This is a genomic window from Candidatus Eremiobacterota bacterium (genome assembly GCA_031082125.1).
In the GTDB taxonomy this organism is placed as follows: domain Bacteria; phylum Vulcanimicrobiota; class CADAWZ01; order CADAWZ01; family Ess09-12; genus Ess09-12.
In genome coordinates, this window is record JAVHLM010000012.1 from 82,434 (window position 1) to 98,841 (window position 16,408).

14 protein-coding genes are annotated in these 16,408 nt (G+C 55.8%); 7 read left to right on the top strand and 7 right to left on the bottom strand.

The features are described 5' to 3' along the window. Position 1 precedes the first annotated feature (1 nt). The gene (locus tag RDV48_14765; protein ID MDQ7824060.1) at positions 2–2,395 is read right to left on the bottom strand and encodes a penicillin acylase family protein; all 2,394 of its coding nucleotides are present in this window, start codon (positions 2,393–2,395) and stop codon (positions 2–4) included. A gap of 14 nt (positions 2,396–2,409) precedes the next feature. Next, a complete protein-coding gene (locus RDV48_14770) occupies positions 2,410–3,978 on the bottom strand; it encodes a leucyl aminopeptidase (GenBank protein MDQ7824061.1) in 1,569 nt (522 codons plus the stop codon). 443 nt (positions 3,979–4,421) lie between these two features. Here RDV48_14770 and RDV48_14775 point away from each other — a divergent pair, with 443 nt between their 5' ends. The 3 genes from RDV48_14775 to RDV48_14785 are packed head-to-tail and all read left to right on the top strand — an operon-like array spanning position 4,422 to position 7,060. Beyond that, the gene (locus RDV48_14775; protein ID MDQ7824062.1) at positions 4,422–5,573 is read left to right on the top strand and encodes a DUF3300 domain-containing protein; all 1,152 of its coding nucleotides are present in this window, start codon (positions 4,422–4,424) and stop codon (positions 5,571–5,573) included. A 16-nt stretch (positions 5,574–5,589) separates the two neighbouring features. Continuing rightward, a complete protein-coding gene (locus RDV48_14780; protein ID MDQ7824063.1) occupies positions 5,590–6,549 on the top strand; it encodes a DUF2950 domain-containing protein in 960 nt (319 codons plus the stop codon). Between the two features lie 19 nt (positions 6,550–6,568). Further along, positions 6,569–7,060, top strand: a complete 492-nt coding sequence (locus RDV48_14785; protein MDQ7824064.1) for a DUF3795 domain-containing protein — start codon at positions 6,569–6,571, stop codon at positions 7,058–7,060. Here the strand turns inward: RDV48_14785 and RDV48_14790 are convergent, their stop codons facing one another. After that, a complete protein-coding gene (locus RDV48_14790; GenBank protein ID MDQ7824065.1) occupies positions 7,061–7,801 on the bottom strand; it encodes a hypothetical protein in 741 nt (246 codons plus the stop codon). A gap of 10 nt (positions 7,802–7,811) precedes the next feature. Beyond that, a complete protein-coding gene (locus RDV48_14795; GenBank protein MDQ7824066.1) occupies positions 7,812–8,765 on the bottom strand; it encodes a hypothetical protein in 954 nt (317 codons plus the stop codon). A gap of 350 nt (positions 8,766–9,115) precedes the next feature. On the opposite strand from RDV48_14795, the gene RDV48_14800 reads away from it, so the two are divergent. Then, the gene (locus tag RDV48_14800; protein MDQ7824067.1) at positions 9,116–11,863 is read left to right on the top strand and encodes an FHA domain-containing protein; all 2,748 of its coding nucleotides are present in this window, start codon (positions 9,116–9,118) and stop codon (positions 11,861–11,863) included. A 46-nt stretch (positions 11,864–11,909) separates the two neighbouring features. Here RDV48_14800 and RDV48_14805 read toward each other — a convergent pair whose 3' ends face one another. Further along, positions 11,910–13,163: an ATP-binding protein gene (locus RDV48_14805; GenBank protein MDQ7824068.1), complete on the bottom strand. Its 1,254-nt coding sequence runs from the start codon at positions 13,161–13,163 to the stop codon at positions 11,910–11,912. Between the two features lie 304 nt (positions 13,164–13,467). Here RDV48_14805 and RDV48_14810 point away from each other — a divergent pair, with 304 nt between their 5' ends. After that, a complete protein-coding gene (locus tag RDV48_14810; protein MDQ7824069.1) occupies positions 13,468–13,737 on the top strand; it encodes a hypothetical protein in 270 nt (89 codons plus the stop codon). A 161-nt stretch (positions 13,738–13,898) separates the two neighbouring features. Here RDV48_14810 and RDV48_14815 read toward each other — a convergent pair whose 3' ends face one another. Then, positions 13,899–14,123, bottom strand: a complete 225-nt coding sequence (locus RDV48_14815) for a hypothetical protein (protein ID MDQ7824070.1) — start codon at positions 14,121–14,123, stop codon at positions 13,899–13,901. A 98-nt stretch (positions 14,124–14,221) separates the two neighbouring features. Here RDV48_14815 and RDV48_14820 point away from each other — a divergent pair, with 98 nt between their 5' ends. Then, positions 14,222–14,485: an AbrB/MazE/SpoVT family DNA-binding domain-containing protein gene (locus tag RDV48_14820; GenBank protein MDQ7824071.1), complete on the top strand. Its 264-nt coding sequence runs from the start codon at positions 14,222–14,224 to the stop codon at positions 14,483–14,485. After that, a complete protein-coding gene (locus tag RDV48_14825; protein ID MDQ7824072.1) occupies positions 14,464–14,880 on the top strand; it encodes a putative toxin-antitoxin system toxin component, PIN family in 417 nt (138 codons plus the stop codon). The genes RDV48_14820 and RDV48_14825 overlap by 22 nt, the downstream gene beginning before the upstream one ends. Before the next feature lie 94 nt (positions 14,881–14,974). On the opposite strand, the gene RDV48_14830 is transcribed toward RDV48_14825, so the two are convergent. Then, entirely contained in the window at positions 14,975–16,381 is a 1,407-nt protein-coding gene (locus RDV48_14830) for a caspase family protein (GenBank protein MDQ7824073.1), read from the bottom strand. Between the last annotated feature and the right edge of the window lie 27 nt (positions 16,382–16,408).

Genomic DNA, 16,408 nt, shown 5'->3' on the forward strand with positions numbered 1-16,408 from the left:
CCTATTTAAACTCCAGCACTTTCACCGACTCGGTGTGATGCTGCACATCTTCAGGATAGAACCAGAGATCCTTGTATTTTCTCTTCAGGAACATCTCGAGCTGGTTCCTGCAGTGCTCGCAGGCGCAGCCGTCGCAGGAGACGAAGCCGCTGTTGCCCGGGGGAACAATGCTCACCGCCTTCTGCCAGTTCTTTGAAGACTCAAAAAGGATCACTGCCGATCCCCTGTAGGAGGCAGGCATCTGTATGGCATCACACTGGCTCATCGGGAGATCGACCTTCACTCTCAATTTCGGCTCAAGACCCTCCATGACCACCTTGTAAAGCCACTTGGAGGGCTCTTTCCCGTATTTTCCCCTGATCTCTTCAAGGGCCTTCTTGAGGCTTTCCGTCATCACCGTGGCGGCATCCTTGCCGTTGAGATAATCGTGATGGAGGGTCATGCCGGGCGACGAGCCTCCCTTGAGGACGCGGTAGACAAGGGGGGCGCCGAAATCGTTGGAGGCGAAGATGTAATAGTCGCCAAGCTCGTCATGGAAGATGTCCTTGACCAGGGTGTCCCACCAGGTCTTGAAAATGAGGAGCCCCGGCGAATCATAGCATCCGTCGCCGTCAATGTCTTCAAAGCGGTTGTTCCAGTAGCGGAGCTGCGTAAGAGCCTCCCTTATGCCGGGCTCCGTGTTGGATTCAAGCGCTGCAAGCAGGATCGGCTTGAAGTCCAGGGCCGTGAAGCTTGTGATGCTGATGGCCTTGTCCAGCTCCTTCAGATCGAGAAAGCTCACCTCGCGGTAGTCCGGTGAAGCCATAAGGCTCTCGACGACGTTGGCCTTGTTCTGCACGCCCCAGAGCATGGTTCTCTCGCCGTTGTCCCAGAGGGGTGCCGGCTTCGAATTGCGCGTCATGAAATATCCCGAAGAGGGATTCTTTGCCTGGGGGAGCATGCTCGGGTCCATGAAGCCCTGCCAGTCGCTGTTTCCGGTACCGTCAGCGGGAAGGCGGCGGTCCACATTTTCGGGACGGAGGGGGTATTTCCCCGAGTGCATGAAAGAGAGATCGCCCTTCCTGTCAATGCTTATATAGTTTATCGCGAGCACACTGGTCCTCACGGCATTGAAAAACTCGTCGGAATTGCGGGCTTTTCTCAATGCCTGGCCGGTATTCCATGTATCAATGATATCTTCCGCCTTGACGGAAACTGCTCTGGCATAGGCCACGGGGTTGAGGGGATCCTTGTCATCATAGCCGACGACAGGGCCGTGGACTGTTTTCATGACATCATAAGCCACGTCCTTCGCATCTTTCACCTCGATGAGATAGGTCTCCTTGGTCATGTCAACCCACTTGCCCTTGTACCAGTATTGGTTCATGTTCTTGGGGTTCAGCTTTTCCCTGAAGAAATCTATCTGGTTATCAAGGCCGCTCGTGATGGTCCAGCAGATATCGCGGTTCTGCCCGATCAGCATTCCCGGGAATCCTATGTGGGAGACGCCGCTGATGTCAATCTCCTTTCCATGAAGACCGCACTCGTAGTAATAGCTCGGTATCCCGAAGCCTATCTTGGGCCCTGCAAGGAGCATCGGATTGCCGGTCTGGGTTCTCCTGCCCGAGATGGCCACGGCGTAGCTTCCCGGTCTCGTGGGAACGCCAAGGGCCGCCTTCAGCTCTTGCGCAGCTTTCATCTCCTTCTCGTAACGGGCGGCAAGGGCACCTACAGAGGGTGAATAGATCCTCTCCCCTCCCGAAGCCTTCCTGGGGGCTGCCCAGCCCGGCGCCGTCACGGGGGTGCCGGGATCATCCTTCCAGATGACGTCATCAAAGATGTTTTTCCCTTCGACGTCGCCGAACTTGTCGATGAGATGTTTGTAAAGGGCGGCATTTTTGAGCTCCTGATCGCACTCGTAGTACATTGAGAATTCGGTGATGATAATCTTTATCACGTCTTCAGCCTTCCAGTCGAGGGGCTTCAGGCCGAATTTCCTGAACTCAAGGGGGAGCTTCTTGTCGGGTGCCTCCAGGGCCTCCTTGATATAGGCGTTCACTCCCGAGGCAAAGGCCTGGAATATTTTCTTCTGTTCCGCGGGGAGATTGAGAGAAATCTTCTGGATGTCGGTGTCGCTGTAAAGATCCCTTCTCTGGAGCTTGTCAAGGGGAAGGCACTTTTCCCCCATCACCTTTGAAAGCTTCCCTGACGCCACAAGGCGGATCATCTCCATCTGGAAGAGCCTGTCCTGCGCCATGGCATACCCCTGGCCGAAGAAAAGGGCGGCGTCAGTGTCGGCGTAAATGTGAGGCACGCCTAACTGGTCCCTCATTATCGTCACTTCTTCCCCATAGGCGCCCGACGCGAGGGTGAGGGCACAGAAGACCACTGCTGCAAAGATTTTCAGACTTTTCATTGATAGCTCCTTTCTTATTCTCCCTTTTCCTTTGAAGGCTCATCGCCTTGTTCAGCTTTCTTTTTGAGGACCTCCGCCCCATCCTTGAGAAACTGGTAAAGAAGCCTTACTCCTACGGCGGTGGCGCCCTCCTTGGGCACATAGGGGTTTCTCACATAGAGGGTGATGGCGGCGTCGATGGTGGCCGTGCCGGCAATATCGATGTGGGCCCACTTCGTGTCCCCCACGAAGGCCTTCAGGAACGCTGCGGCGGTAATGGAGCTCGCGGGTCTTCCCCCGCTGTTCTCTATGTCGGCCACGTCGCTGCGAAGCTGCGTGGCGAACTCCTTATAGAGGGGAAGCTGCCAGAGGCGCTCCCCCGTTGTTTCCCCTGATTTGAAGAGAATATCGACAAGCTCCTGGTCATTGCCCATAATCCCTGAAAGGTGATGGCCCAGCGCTATGACGATTCCTCCTGTAAGGGTGGCGATGTCCACGAGGTATTCCACGCCCTTCTTGTAGGTGTAAGTAAGGGCATCTGCAAGGATAAGCCTGCCCTCGGCATCAGTGTTAAGGATCTCAATAGTTTTACCTTCCAGGGATTTCAGGATATCCCCTTCCTTATAGGCGCGGCTTCCCGGCATGTTCTCGCAGAGGGGCATCACGGCATGACAGTTGACAGGCAGCTTCATCTCGGCGGCGGTTGCAATGGCCCCCAGTACCGCGCCGGCTCCAGCCATATCGCAGTGCATCCTGCTCATATTGTCGCCTGTCTTTATATTGAGACCGCCGCTATCAAAGGTGATGCCCTTGCCGACGAGACCGATCCACTTTCCCCCGGGATTTCCCTCGTAGCGGAGGTCCACAAGGCGCGGAGGGTTCTCGCTTGCCTTTGCCACGGCCCAGAAGGCTCCCATGCCCATATCCTGTATGGCCTTCTCGTCGAGAATGGTGACGGCTATGCCTGCTTCCTTTGCCACCCTCTCTGAGACCTCAGCAAAATATGCGGGCGTGAGGGTGTTTGCCGGCTCATTGACAAGGTCCCTCACGAAATTGGCATTCTTAGAGAGGGCCTCGCCTTCCTTGAAGCCTGCCTCAAGGAGGGGGAGGTTTGCCTCGTCCTGGTCGGCGATAATCACCTCTCCTATGGTGTCCTCGTATTTCTTTGCCCCTTCACCCATGTACTTGGTGAACTTGTAAAGGCCCAGCACAATTCCCTCAACTATGGCCCTGGCGCTCTCATGGGCGCTTATCCCGCAAGGGGCGAAGCTGTCAACGGCAAGGGACTTCGCGTGGATCCTCCTGGTGTTGCGGGCTGCGATAGCCACGACGGACCTGATCCTGTCAATGCTGAAGTCCTCTTTTTTTCCCATGCCGATGATCAGGATCCTGTCTGCTCCTATTCCCGTGGTATGGAGAAGGGCAAACTCCTTGTATTTCCCCTGGACCTCGTTAGTCTTGAGGAGCTTCGTGATATGCCCCGCAAGAATCCTGTCAAGCCAGGCCAGGCGGCCCTTCAACTCCTTCTCCCCTTCGAAGATGGTGACAAGGAGCATTTCGGCCTTGATATCCTCCAGGGGCTCAGTGGTAGTCTTCAAATGCATAAACGTACCTCCTTCTCGCGGTGCCATGAATTACCTTACTTACTGTTGAATATGGCTTCTCTGCCTTGTGGGGGAAAAAGCCTCACCGATTCCCGAAAGCGTGAGGTTTTCTTACCTGTCCTCAGGAACTTCCAATGAGTCTTTCTCCATGGGACATGCTACCTCCTTTTTCTTTCAGGACTTTCTCCGAAGCCATGAAAAGCACTCCGTTATGCAGAAAGCCAGGGGTGATGTGGCCGGCGCCATGAAACATCCTTCCTTTCAGGTGCCATTGGCAGTTTTAATCCCACCTGTCATACCGTTCCTGCCATTTGAATCATCATACCGGGCCCAAAGTCCTCTATACTTTTTCAAGTTTTTCATCTATAATAAGAAGCAGTGAAATTGGCGGCTCCATCCGATGGCGCCTTACTCCCAAAAATATGTTACAGGAGGTGGCTCTTTTGAAAAAACAATATCGTTCCCCTGGCAGGCATTTCAAGCCCGCGGTCATTGCCCTTTTTCTGCTGCTGACAGGCTTCTGCGGCCCAGGGGTGGTGCAGGGCCAGGACACAATTCTTACCTCAAGCCAGCTGGAAGACATTGTGGCGCCGGTGGCCCTCTACCCCGACGACCTGCTCACCAATGTCCTTACGGCGGCAACAGTTCCCGCCGAGGTGACTCAGGCAGTCCAGCTGCTGCAGGCAAGCGGCGGGAAGGTCTCCTCGATGCCCGACAACGACTGGGACCCCAGCGTGAAGGCCCTTCTCTCCTTTCCCGACGTGCTCAATAAAATGAATAGCGATCCAGGCTGGACTCAGAGCCTGGGGAATGCCGTCATCAACCAGATGAACGACGTCATAGCGGCAGTGCAGTCTTTCCGCAACAAGGCGATGCAGGCAGGGAACCTCCAGACCAACGATCAGCAGAAGGTCGTGCAGGACCAGAACACGATAATGATCGAGCCTTCAACACCCGATGTGTACTATGTCCCCCAGTATGAACCCTCGCAGGTGGTTTATGCGGGACACCCGGTGGCCGCCTTTGCCTCAGGCGTGGCAGTGGCGAACTGGTGGAACTACAGGAACATGAACTGGGCCAATGGCACCATCAACGTCAATCCCGCCTATATAAACCATTATAATTACCGGCCTGGCGGCAATTATTACAACAATCTCTACCCCCGTCCCGGCTACACCGCCGCAAACACCTGGCGCCCCGTGGCCACACCTTACGGCACCGGGAATGCCTACAGGGCAGGGAACGCTTATAACGCAGGAAATGAGGTCCGCACAGGAAACACGGTCCGCGCCGGGAACACTTATAATATAAATACTGGCGGCAACACCGCCAATTTTGACAGGAACACGGCGAACAGCCTGAATACCACAAGGGTCAACCAGTCGTCGCTCTCGACTTCCAATATCAATGCGCAGCTCAGGCAGGGCTTCCAGCAGAGCCCGGGCGGCGCCTTCGGAGGCATGAGCAGCGGGTCCTCGGCGCGCTATGAGAGCGCAAGAGGAGCATCAAGCAGGTCCTCCTTCCAGTCGAGCGGCTTTGGCGGCGGCTCATTCAACCGCGGCGGCGGAGGCTTTGGCGGCGGAAGAAGGCGCTAGGAAAGGAGATACCATAATGAATAATATAATGAGGATATTTCACGGAAAAGCTCTCACTGTCGCGGCAGCGGCGCTTCTTATTATTCTTGCGGGCACCGCTCCTCTCCGGGCTCAGGACGGCGCAAAAATATTCGCCTCGCCCGATGAGGCCGCAAAGGCCCTCATTGACGCTTGCCAGGTCAATGACATGAAGGCCCTTTTCGAGATACTGGGCCCCGCGGCGAAGGCGGTGCTTGTCACTTCCGACAGGGCGGCCGATGAGATGGGGCGCAAAAAATTCCAGGCTGCGGCAGCTGAGCACATGCACCTGGAAAAGGCTGGAGCAGCCAAAGTGACGATGGTCATCGGGAAAAACAAATGGCCTTTCCCCATCCCCCTCGTCAAGGGCAAGGAGGGATGGAGCTTTGACTCGAAAGCGGGAAGAGAGGAGATTGTTAACCGCCGCATTGGGAAGAACGAGCTCAATGCCATTGCCGTCTGCTGCGCCTATGTCGATGCCCAGAGGCATTATGCCAGCAAGGACCGCATGGGCAAGGGGATACTCGAGTATGCCCAGAAAGTGGCGAGCTCCCCTGGCAGGAAAGACGGCCTCTACTGGCCGGCAAAAGAGAACCAGGAGCTCTCCCCCTTCGGCCCCTTCATCGTGTCCTCATCGGAGTACCAGGCGGCGCGCAAGCAGGGCGATCCCTATTACGGTTATTATTTCAGGATCCTCAAGGCCCAGGGGCCCAAGGCGCTCGGCGGAGCCTTCAATTATGTCATCAACGGCCATATGCTGGCGGGATTTGCCCTCGTGGCGTACCCCGCTGACTACGGCACCTCGGGAGTGATGACCTTCGTGGTGAACCAGTGGGGCAGGGTCTTCGAAAAAGACCTGGGAAAGGACACAGGCCGCGTGGCGGGCTCAATGAAGGAGTACAACCCTGACGGGACTTGGAGCGCCGTGAAAGACAAGGGAGCCCTGGCTACGGAATAGCGAGAAAGGGGGCACCGCCATGGACGAGACCCGGCGCGACCTTGTGGGCACATGCGGATTCTACTGCGGATCATGCGCCGTGCATATCTCCTACAAGAAAGGGATAGAGTACCAGAGGAAGCTGGCCTCTGCCCTTTCAACGCATATGGGGAAGCCCGTGGCAGTCACGGAGATTCAGTGCCGCGGGTGCCGCTCGCTTGACAGGGACTCCTGGGGAAAGAGGTGCACCATACGCCCCTGCGCGGAGAAAAAGGGCATCACTTACTGCCATGAGTGCCCCGAATTCCCCTGTGACCAGTATATCACTCTCTCTGAGACCTATCAGGGCATTCCCTTCACCCAGCTCGGGGAGCTCAAGCGCTTTGGTGTGGAAAAATGGCTTGAGACAATGGGGGGGCGCTGGCGCTGCCCCAAATGCACAGGCGCCATCGAATCAGGCACAAAAAAGTGCGGCACCTGCAATTCAAACTGCGAGAAGCACGTGAACTCGACCCTCCCGCCGCCGGGCTGATCATCTCCCCTCTATGGCTTTGCGGGCTTTTCTGTCAGCCTCTTCAAGGGCGTCAAGGAGCTTCCGGTAATTGCCGTTGAAATCACGGACCGCTCTGAAGCCCGTCTCCAGGAAAGGCCTGTTGAGGGTGAAAGTATCAGGATCAATCACACAGATCTCGTAAGTGGCCCTTGCGCGGCCCTGGATATAGCGTGTGAGGTAATCGTCAACCTTGAGGAACTTCCCCACGAGCTCTCTCCCCTTTTTCAGCTTGGCATCCTCGGCCTTTGCCGGGGCAGGCCATTTGTCAGGCTTTTCTCCGAAGGGCTCAAAATCCTCGGCAAGTTTCTCCCTTGCGTCACCGAGGCGGCTTTTCGCCTTTTTCACAGCGCTTTCCAGTGAAGGAGCCTGCATCAGTATGGACTTCATGGCGTCATAATACTGGCGGGGCTTCCCCTTTTCCACCGCCGACTCCATTTCTTTCAGTGAGAGAGAGCGGCTCTCATATACCGCCTGGAACCTTTTCTTTTCCTCGCCGGTGAGGAGGGGCGCAGGCTTGAATCCCATGAGGGCCTGGATCTGAAGGGGCGTGTATTTCCTGAGGGAGAACTCGGAGAAAGTGAAAGAATAAAGCGGTCCCCCCGCTGGGGGGGCGGGGGGACCGGGTGGCTTGCAGTGACCGCTCCCTGAGAGGCAGGTCCCTGTGACGAGCCCTGCTATCAGGACCGCGCAACCGATAGTCAGACATTTCCGGATGATCACTATCACTACTTTAGAAGTCGATTTTCGGGCTGGTATTTTCCTGTATGTCCCATACCACTGCTTCCTGGTCTATATTCCCGTTGACCAACTTCTTCCTGTACACGACCCAGAGTGTTTCCTTGTCGATTGCGAGGAGGTCCTGCACGCCATCCTTCTTGAATTCTATGATAATGCATTCCTTTTCAATCTTCCTGGCATCCTTGTCATCCTTCACGGCCTGCGGTGACGCCTCGGGAGTGGGAGCCACGGCAGGCGACGGCGAAGGTTCCGGCGCTGCTGAAGGCGAAGGTTCAGGTGTCGCGGAAGGTGATGCCGCCGGTGATGTTTCCGGTGAAGGGGAAGCGCCTGATGATGCCTCCGGAGAAGGGGAGGCATCACTGATTGTCGGGGCATCGGCAGTGACGACCGGCGCCGACGAGTCCATGGCGACAAGCCCGTTCTGCGAGACGACGGAGACATTTTTCCCTATGGAGAGGGTGAGCTTGTCAGTCCCCTTGATTGTGCCTTCAGGGTATTCCTGGATCTCCTTCAGCACCTGATCCAGGAGCGACTGCACCAGGGGGCTGTTCTGAAGACCCAGCGACTCAATGGTTTTCCATACGATGAACATGCCCTTCTTGCAGTGGATCGAATCGGGCTTGTCAGAAGGCTTGTACACAAGGGTTGTCCTTGCATAATTGCCGGCCACTATCCTTGTCCTGATGTCGCTTGGCTGCACGCAGCGGTAATCAATGATGTAAGAGCAGAGCTTGTTCTTCATCATCCCCCTGTAAAAGAGGGACACGCAGAAATCCTTTATCGTGGATGCCTTTGCCGCCATTGCAGTGACGACATCCCTGGAGGTCGCGAATTCTTTCGCGCCCTGCGTGGTTGCCGAGGCGTCTTTTGCCGGGTCCTGGGCCCACGCCGTGCCGGCGGCAAGAAGAGAGCCTATGAGAAGGCATGCAACTATTATTTTCCTCATCTGTCCCTCCTCGGGCACGTTCTTCGCGCTCCATTGATGATTGTACCGCAAAAAATACCTGTCTTCAGCCAATTGCCAAAATTCAGTCCATATTTTCGACACTTTCTCAGCCACTCCTCCCTCCCGGGAAAAAATACCCCTCCGGCATGAAAAATATTCCCGGCCCTGAGGGAGTGGATTGAGGCATCGCAAGGGTTCTTCCATAGGCCGTCAAACAGGGGCACTCTCTGCTGCGGATACCTGCAGCCATTAAATCTATTGCCTGCATTTGCCGTGACCGTGGCATAAGGAGGAGAAGTCGCAAAAAAATAGAACGTGAAATTGAATTCTTTTAAGGAAGGATCACTCTCTTGGCCCACACGCTCTGGGGTAAGCTCCTCATAAACGTCCCCGGGAGGCCGCTTGCCGAGTACAATCTCACCGAGGGCTCTCTCAGCATAGGCTCCGACAGAACCAGCGACCTGGTGCTCAGCGCGCCGGGCGTGGCGCCCGTACATTGCAAGATTGTCTGCGACAGCCGCGGGTGCGAGATAATAGACCTCCGCTCGGCCACGGGCGTCTCGATAAACCAGCGGCCCGTCACCTTCCAGAAGCTCTCGCCCGGTGACATCATTGCCCTGGGCTCCGTCACCATGACCTACCAGGATCCCGAGAGTGACCTGCGCTCTCCCGCAGGCCCGGGAGATGAGGCCGGGGGATTCGGAGATGACGGGGAAGAGCCCCTCACGATCCCCCACTTCAAGGTGCGCAAAGGGGCGTCGCCCCAGACCTTCACCCTCACGCCGGGAAAGGTCCTCGTCATAGGCACCGACAAGGAATGCGACGTAATCCTCCCCTTCGGGAAGAAGATATTCCCCCGCCACGCCGTGGTGGAATGGGCGTCGGACTCGCGGGTGATCAGGAAGCTCTATGATCCCGCCATCATCACCATCAACGACACGCCCGTGAAGCAACACCAGGCCCTTCAGAACGGCGATATCGTAACTCTTGGAGAAGTCACGCTTGAGTTCATCGATCCCCTGGCCAAGGGTCCCCGGGGGGTAACGGAGATGAAGCTCCGTGACCATCCTCCCGCGACAGCCACCAAGTCAAGGCTTGCCGCCGCGCCTCAGCCCACTGTCCCCGAGCACGAGCTCAAGGAGGAGACGGTAAGCATCGGGAGGGACCCCTCGAACGTCATCGTGCTCAACCACGAGACGATATCGAGATTTCACAGCAAGATAGAGTTCCGGAACAAGACCTATCACCTCATGGACCTGCACAGCACCAACGGCACCTTTGTGAACGGCATGATGACCGAGGATTCGGTGCTCAACAGGGGCGACCTCATCCAGATAGGAGATTTTGAGTTCCTCTTCGACGGCAAGATGCTCAGGCAGGCTTCCCGGGAGGGCGAGGCCCGTATCGACGCCGTCAACCTGAAGAGGACCATCACGAAGGACCTGGTGATCCTCAATGACATAAGCCTCTCAATCTATCCGCGGGAGCTTGTGGCCATCGTGGGAGGGAGCGGCGCCGGCAAGTCTACCCTCATGAACGCCCTGGGAGGCTTCAGCCCCGCCGATTCAGGGACAGTCTTCGTGAACGGGATAAATTTCTACAAGTTCTTTGACGCCTTCCAGTCATCGCTGGGGTATGTGCCCCAGGATGACATTATCCACAAGGAACTCACGGTATTCCGCGCCCTCCACTACGCCGCGTGCCTCAGGATGCCCGAGGACACGAAAAAGGAGGAGCGGGAATCCCGCATCGAGCAGATCCTGAAGGATCTCCAGCTCTCCCACAGGCGCGACACGGTCATCACGAGGCTCTCCGGCGGCGAGCGCAAAAGGGTGAGCATAGGCGTGGAGCTTCTCACGAGGCCGCGGCTCTTTTTCCTGGACGAGCCCACTTCGGGTCTCGACCCCGGCCTCGAGGCCGACATGATGAATATCTTCCGTGTGCTGGCCAACCAGGGCCACACGACGGTCCTCATCACCCATGCCACGAAGAACCTGGATATCTGCGACCAGGTGGTCTTCCTTGCCCGCGGGGGGCACCTGGCCTATTTCGGGCCGCCGCGGGAAGCCATCGGGTATTTCGAGGCCGAGGACTTCACCGACATTTACGTCCGCCTCGAGAGGGAGAAGCGGGCCGACCTCTGGGGCCGCCAGTTCAAGAACTCGGCGGAATACAGGACCTACGTCGAGGACCGGCTCAAGGAGATAGAGCCCCAGCAGAAGATGGCCGAAGAGACGGCTGTCCCTGCCCGGGAAAAGCAGAAGAAGAAAACCAAGAAGAAGAGAAGCAGCGCCTTCAGGCAGTTCAGCATCCTCGCCGCGAGATACCTGGAGATCATAGTCCGCGACACGAGAAACTTCGCCATCCTGCTCCTGCAGGCCCCCCTCATAGGGCTCCTCCTCTCGCTGGTCTACGGCAGGGACATCTTCGACAAGACCACGGGAAATTACAATGACGTAAAAAGCCTCCTCTTCTTCCTCATATGCATCTGCATCTGGTTCGGGACGAGCAACGCGGCGCGGGAGATCGCCAAGGAGATCGCCATATACCGACGGGAGCGCTTCATCAATATCGGGATTGTCCCTTATATTCTTTCAAAGGTGGCGGTCCTCTCTTTTCTCTGCGTCATCCAGACATCAATCCTGATGGCAATTATCTGCCTGAAGGTGAAGATGCCGGACCTGGGATTCACTATGTACAAGGACATATTCCTCACCATGGCCCTCACTTCCATCGATGCCATGGCCATGGGCCTCATGATCTCGGCCATAGTGAACAACCCGGACAAGGCGGCGAGCATCGTGCCCATCCTCCTCATCCCGCAGATCGTGTTCTCCGGCGCCATCATCCCCCTCAAGGGCGCCGCCGAGATAGTGTCATACTTCACTCTGAGCCGCTGGGGCTTCGAGCTCCTGGGCTACATCACCGACGCGAAGAAGCTTCCCCTGATGACGACGCCGGTGCTCAAGCGCTCCACCGAGGGGATTTTTGACATAATCCCCTCAACGCACTGGACAATCCTGCTGGGGTACCTCGTGATGTTTGTGCTCCTTGCCTGCCTCTTCCAGCGCCTCAAGGACTATTCCAGGGTTCGGTAGAAGGTTGAGCGCCTTCGGCAGATAGCCCGGGAACTGTCCCTGGTTTTTAGGGTTCTTCAGGGGGGCCGGCTGCATATATGGTGAGAAGGAGTTCGGCGTCATCGATGAGCCGGTATTCAGGAGCCCTGCCTGAGAGCTTTTCGCTCTCATCGATTATGATCGGCACTCCCTCTCCGCGGCGGTCCATGAGCATGCTTCTCAAGGAATAGGCATCATCATCTCTTACAGGGCACCGTGAAAGGAGGCTGGTGATCAGCTCATTCCGCGTAGCCTGCCGCAGTGAAAGGCTCTCGACAGTGAGGGTATTGGCGAGGGCTCCCGGAGAGTAAAGCTCAAGGCGGTCATCGAACATGTAAAGCCTTATCTTGGAGGCATAAATGGAATAATCCCGGTGCGCCACGGCGTTGACCACGGCTTCAAAGAGGGCGCGCATCGAGAACTGAGGATACTCAACACGGTAGGGTACTTTGCGGGCCGCCACGGTCATGGAAAGGCGGGTAAAAAGAAGAGCCTGCTCTATCTGCTGGTCAAGCGGCCCCACGATCTGTCTGGCATTGACCTGGAAGTTGCTGTCTCTCTTCACACCGCGGTACCTCACGGCCTCAATGTATGCCTGGGGTAGACAGGCTTCCGGGTGGGCGCTGCAAAGGAGCAGCCCGCCTACAGACACCCTCTCTTTGCCGCTGCTGTCCATACAGAGAATCCTCATTTTACTCAGAGCCACCAAAGGCTCATGGAGCATAGTGTGAGGCAGAAAGCGCTTCCAGAGGCTTTCTTCAATGTCGTGGATTCCTGTGCCGGGGACAGGCTCCTCGTCAAACCTGATGATCCTCGCCTGGCTCCGCTGCTGCAGCAGGCGGGCAAGCTGCTCCGTGGACATTTCCCGTTTTGAGCTTCCCACGCGGTTGAAATACCCTCCAGGGCTCTTGTGCACAAAAAGGCTCCTGGGGACCTCGACTTTTACTACGGGTTTCATGGCGCCTTCCCGGTCAGGGAGCTCCATCTTGAGTATGGCAGCAATGAGAGGAGGCTTTATGGAGTCACTGCATACCTCGCGGATATAACTCTCGACAGCATCAAGCTTATCAAGAGGAATTCCCACAATTTCCCTGGAGCTGTCGTCAATTCCAAGCAAAAGCACGCCATCATGGGTGTTGGCAAAAGCGGCAAGCTCATCTGCCAGGGTATTCCTCGCGGGAGAAGAGACTTTCTTCCCCCTGAAGTGAACAGTCTTCAGCTCCAGGAAGCTGTCCTCGCCAAGCCGTATCCTGGCGAGAAGCTCTTCAGGGGTGGTGAACATGCCGCAGACCTCCTTGAGTTCTTTATAAAGAGCGGTGATTTAATCTTCCTTCCACGATGTTAACTGTTCTGCCTTCACAGTCTCTTCGCTTTGTGCGCTGACAGGATCACTTTCAGTTATATTATTTTCATATATTTCGTTTTCTTCATCAAAGCATATATTCATTTCAGCATCATAATAGACTTGGAGTTCGCTTATTTTTTCAGAGTTACCAGAATATCTTCGATACCATGCGTATTTCTCCCTTTCATAGGGGAATCAGAACTCAGAGTGGCATAGCTCCAGTGATGCACATAGCGATATTGTGAATACTGGCGCGATCCGCGAGTATCCCGGCTACGAGGCCGTCATGGAGGGCGGGCAGGTCTTCAATGCAGGACCCGGCCTCCCGCTGGTCACGTACGGCGCCGACAAGGTGCTCTCGCGGTCAGACTGCCGCCACATATTCCGCGATCTCACCGGGGAGGTCCTGGACTGGAACCTCTGGTGTCTCCACGAGAACTATCTTATCATCAGGGGCACTGCGCCCCACCGCATCACTGTCATCTTCCCCCGCGGCAGGAGAATCCTTTAGCACCTGAAATTCCGATGAAACTGAGGTGCCATGAGGCCAGGGGACATTCTCCTCCTCAGCCGGCATTTGGATTTGTCACTACACTGGCATTCGCACCGCAGACAAATCCTGCCGGCCGGGAGAATTCCCCTGGCCTCTCGATACACCACAGGGCTCTCCCCTTATTCCCCCACCCTGGTGACAGTGATGTCATCTATCCAGGCCTCGCCGCAGTCCTCCGAGAGAATCCTCACATCGGCGTAGTCCTGCTGAAGCGAGAAGGTGCCGCGGTAAAGAGTCCAGGGAGATGAGCCCTGCGGCAATACCACGGGCCTGACCCCCCATCCCTCGTCAACGGCGATGTTCACTGCCCCGCGGGAGCTGAGATTTTCTCCCTTTGCCCACAAGGTGATTCTGAAAATGTCGAGTACGCGGCCTATTGCGAAAAGCGTCTTTTTACGGTATACTATAAATGTAAGAATTCCTTACTTTAGGAGCTGAGAGCATGAAAGACGAATGCATGGCGAGAATGACAAGCAAGGGGCAGATCACTCTGCCGGCCCGCATCAGGAAAAAAATCAATGCCGGCACGGGCGACTACATCTTGTTCCGGGTGAGGGGCAAAATCATAGAGCTCGAAAAGGTGGACCTCTCCTGGGAAGAGCGCTTCAATGCCCTTGCAGGCACCATAGAAGAGCGCTTCAAAAAGGAAAAGATATCGAAAAAGGACATTGAAGAAGCCATAAAATGGGCAAGAGAATCGTCATAGACACCAACGTGCTTATCTCCGCCCTGGGATGGAGCGGCGCGGAGAGAGCCCTCCTCATGCAGTGCAGGAAGGGCGTTTTTCAATTGGTTATCTCTCTTCCGCTTCTGAAGGAACTGGAGCGGGTGCTCCATTACAAAAAGCTGAAGTTTCAGAAAGAAGAGCAAAGAGAGTTCCTCTCACTTGTTCTAGAGCTTTCAGTCATTGTTGAGCCGAAAGAAAGCTTTGACGCGATCAGTGCCCACCCTCCGGACAACAGGATCCTCGAGTGTGCCTGTGAAGGCCAGACGGAGTATATCATTTCAGGCGATGAGCATCTTCTGCACCTGTCGGAGTTTCACGGCATTAAGATTATGAGGGCTCCAGACTTTCTTAAAGCCTTTCAAAAGCGGTTTTAAGGCTCACCGGTTGAGAGTTTATTTAGATGAAACTGAGGTGCCATGAGGCCGGGAGAATTCCCCTGGCCTCTCGATACACCACAGGGCTCTCCCCTTATTCCCCCACCCTGGTGACAGTGATGTCATCTATCCAGGCCTCGCCGCAGTCCTCCGAGAGAATCCTCACATCGGCGTAATCCTGCTCGAGGGAGAAGGTGCCCCGGTACAGGGTCCAGGGCGATGAGCCCTGTGGCAGCACGACCGGCCTGACCCCCCATCCCTCGTCAACGGCGATGTTCACTGCCCCGCGGGACCTGAGATTTTCTCCCTTTGCCCACAAGGTGATCTCGTAGGTCTTTCCCTTTTCTATGGGAATCCTCTGAGCTGTTGAGCCGAACACATGAGGCGCCCGCGGCGACAGGTTGATGATGTGCAGGGATGCTGAACCGTTTTTCATGGAGCTTTTATCGATCTCGGCGCGCGAGGTGCATGTAAGGCTGTTCCACCAAGCCTTTCCCAGATCACTGTAACGGCCCGTTCCCCATGGAGGGGCGAGGCCATCCTCAAAACCGCCGTTGCTTACAAGGTTTGCAGGTGATGATGGCATATTTACCACTGCGGCGGGCTTTGCCAATGTCCATATTTCTTCACCGGGACCCTCTTCTCTTATCACCCAGGGATTTTGAGAGCAGCCGCGCTCCCTTTCCACTGCTGGCGGGACGTTTTTCGTGATATACCGCCGAAGTGACTCGAGCGTCACAAAGCCTTTCCTGTTCACGGCTTCACCGCGGACACCCTTGACAAGGAAATAGGTAAAGAAGCCCATTGCCTTCTCTGACCACTCATAGGATCGCTCCCCCACGTTGCAGGAAAAGTAGATTGCACTGAACCGCGGCGAAGAGGAGGATTCTTTCTCCTTCGGGGGGGCGATGGTGATATTCTTCGCCATGAGGCTTGAGAGCCTGTTATCACTGTCTCCCTTGCCTCCCCGTGGATCGTTGCGGCATGCGTCTATGAAAAGAAGCTTTCTCCCGGCTCTCATATTCTCGATTATCTTCCTGAGATCGGCCAGTTTGAGGGAGCTTGTCTCAAGAGTCTCCCTGCTGAAAGGATCGGCCTCTGCGGTGAGCAGATAGCTCTCCTTCTCTATGTCAATGCCATGGCCTGAGAAAAAAAACACGAAAATATCATCAGGCTGAGCCTTGTTCTTGATGTATGAGACCCACCTTATGATGCCGGTTTTATCAGGGAAGCGGTTTCCCGTCTGGTCGCTCGTCAGCAGAAATACCTGGTCTTCATTGAAGCCTGCCGCCTCCACAAGGGCCTTTTTGAATTCTCTTGCATCAGCTGCGGAGAACTGGAGAGGAGTGACCTCCTTAAGATACTTGTCAATTCCCACGACGACGGCCCATGCCTGCGACTTTTTGGGCGCCACGGCCTGCACCTCAGAGATGGTTACAGAGGCACACAGCAATGCGGCAAGAATGTAAGCCACACAGGCGCAGAAATAACGGCTTCTCATGGTTGTTCCTTTTTCCGCTTTCATATT

Bases quoted from the DNA above. Each gene is read 5' to 3' on its own strand.
- RDV48_14765 (MDQ7824060.1), bottom strand. From the start codon at position 2,395: ATGAAAAGTCTGAAAATCTTTGCAGCAGTGGTCTTCTGTGCCCTCACC.
- RDV48_14770 (MDQ7824061.1), bottom strand. From the start codon at position 3,978: ATGCATTTGAAGACTACCACTGAGCCCCTGGAGGATATCAAGGCCGAA.
- RDV48_14780 (MDQ7824063.1), top strand. From the start codon at position 5,590: ATGAATAATATAATGAGGATATTTCACGGAAAAGCTCTCACTGTCGCG.
- RDV48_14785 (MDQ7824064.1), top strand. From the start codon at position 6,569: ATGGACGAGACCCGGCGCGACCTTGTGGGCACATGCGGATTCTACTGC.
- RDV48_14795 (MDQ7824066.1), bottom strand. From the start codon at position 8,765: ATGAGGAAAATAATAGTTGCATGCCTTCTCATAGGCTCTCTTCTTGCC.
- RDV48_14805 (MDQ7824068.1), bottom strand. From the start codon at position 13,163: ATGTTCACCACCCCTGAAGAGCTTCTCGCCAGGATACGGCTTGGCGAG.
- RDV48_14820 (MDQ7824071.1), top strand. From the start codon at position 14,222: ATGAAAGACGAATGCATGGCGAGAATGACAAGCAAGGGGCAGATCACT.
- RDV48_14825 (MDQ7824072.1), top strand. From the start codon at position 14,464: ATGGGCAAGAGAATCGTCATAGACACCAACGTGCTTATCTCCGCCCTG.
- RDV48_14830 (MDQ7824073.1), bottom strand. From the start codon at position 16,381: ATGAGAAGCCGTTATTTCTGCGCCTGTGTGGCTTACATTCTTGCCGCA.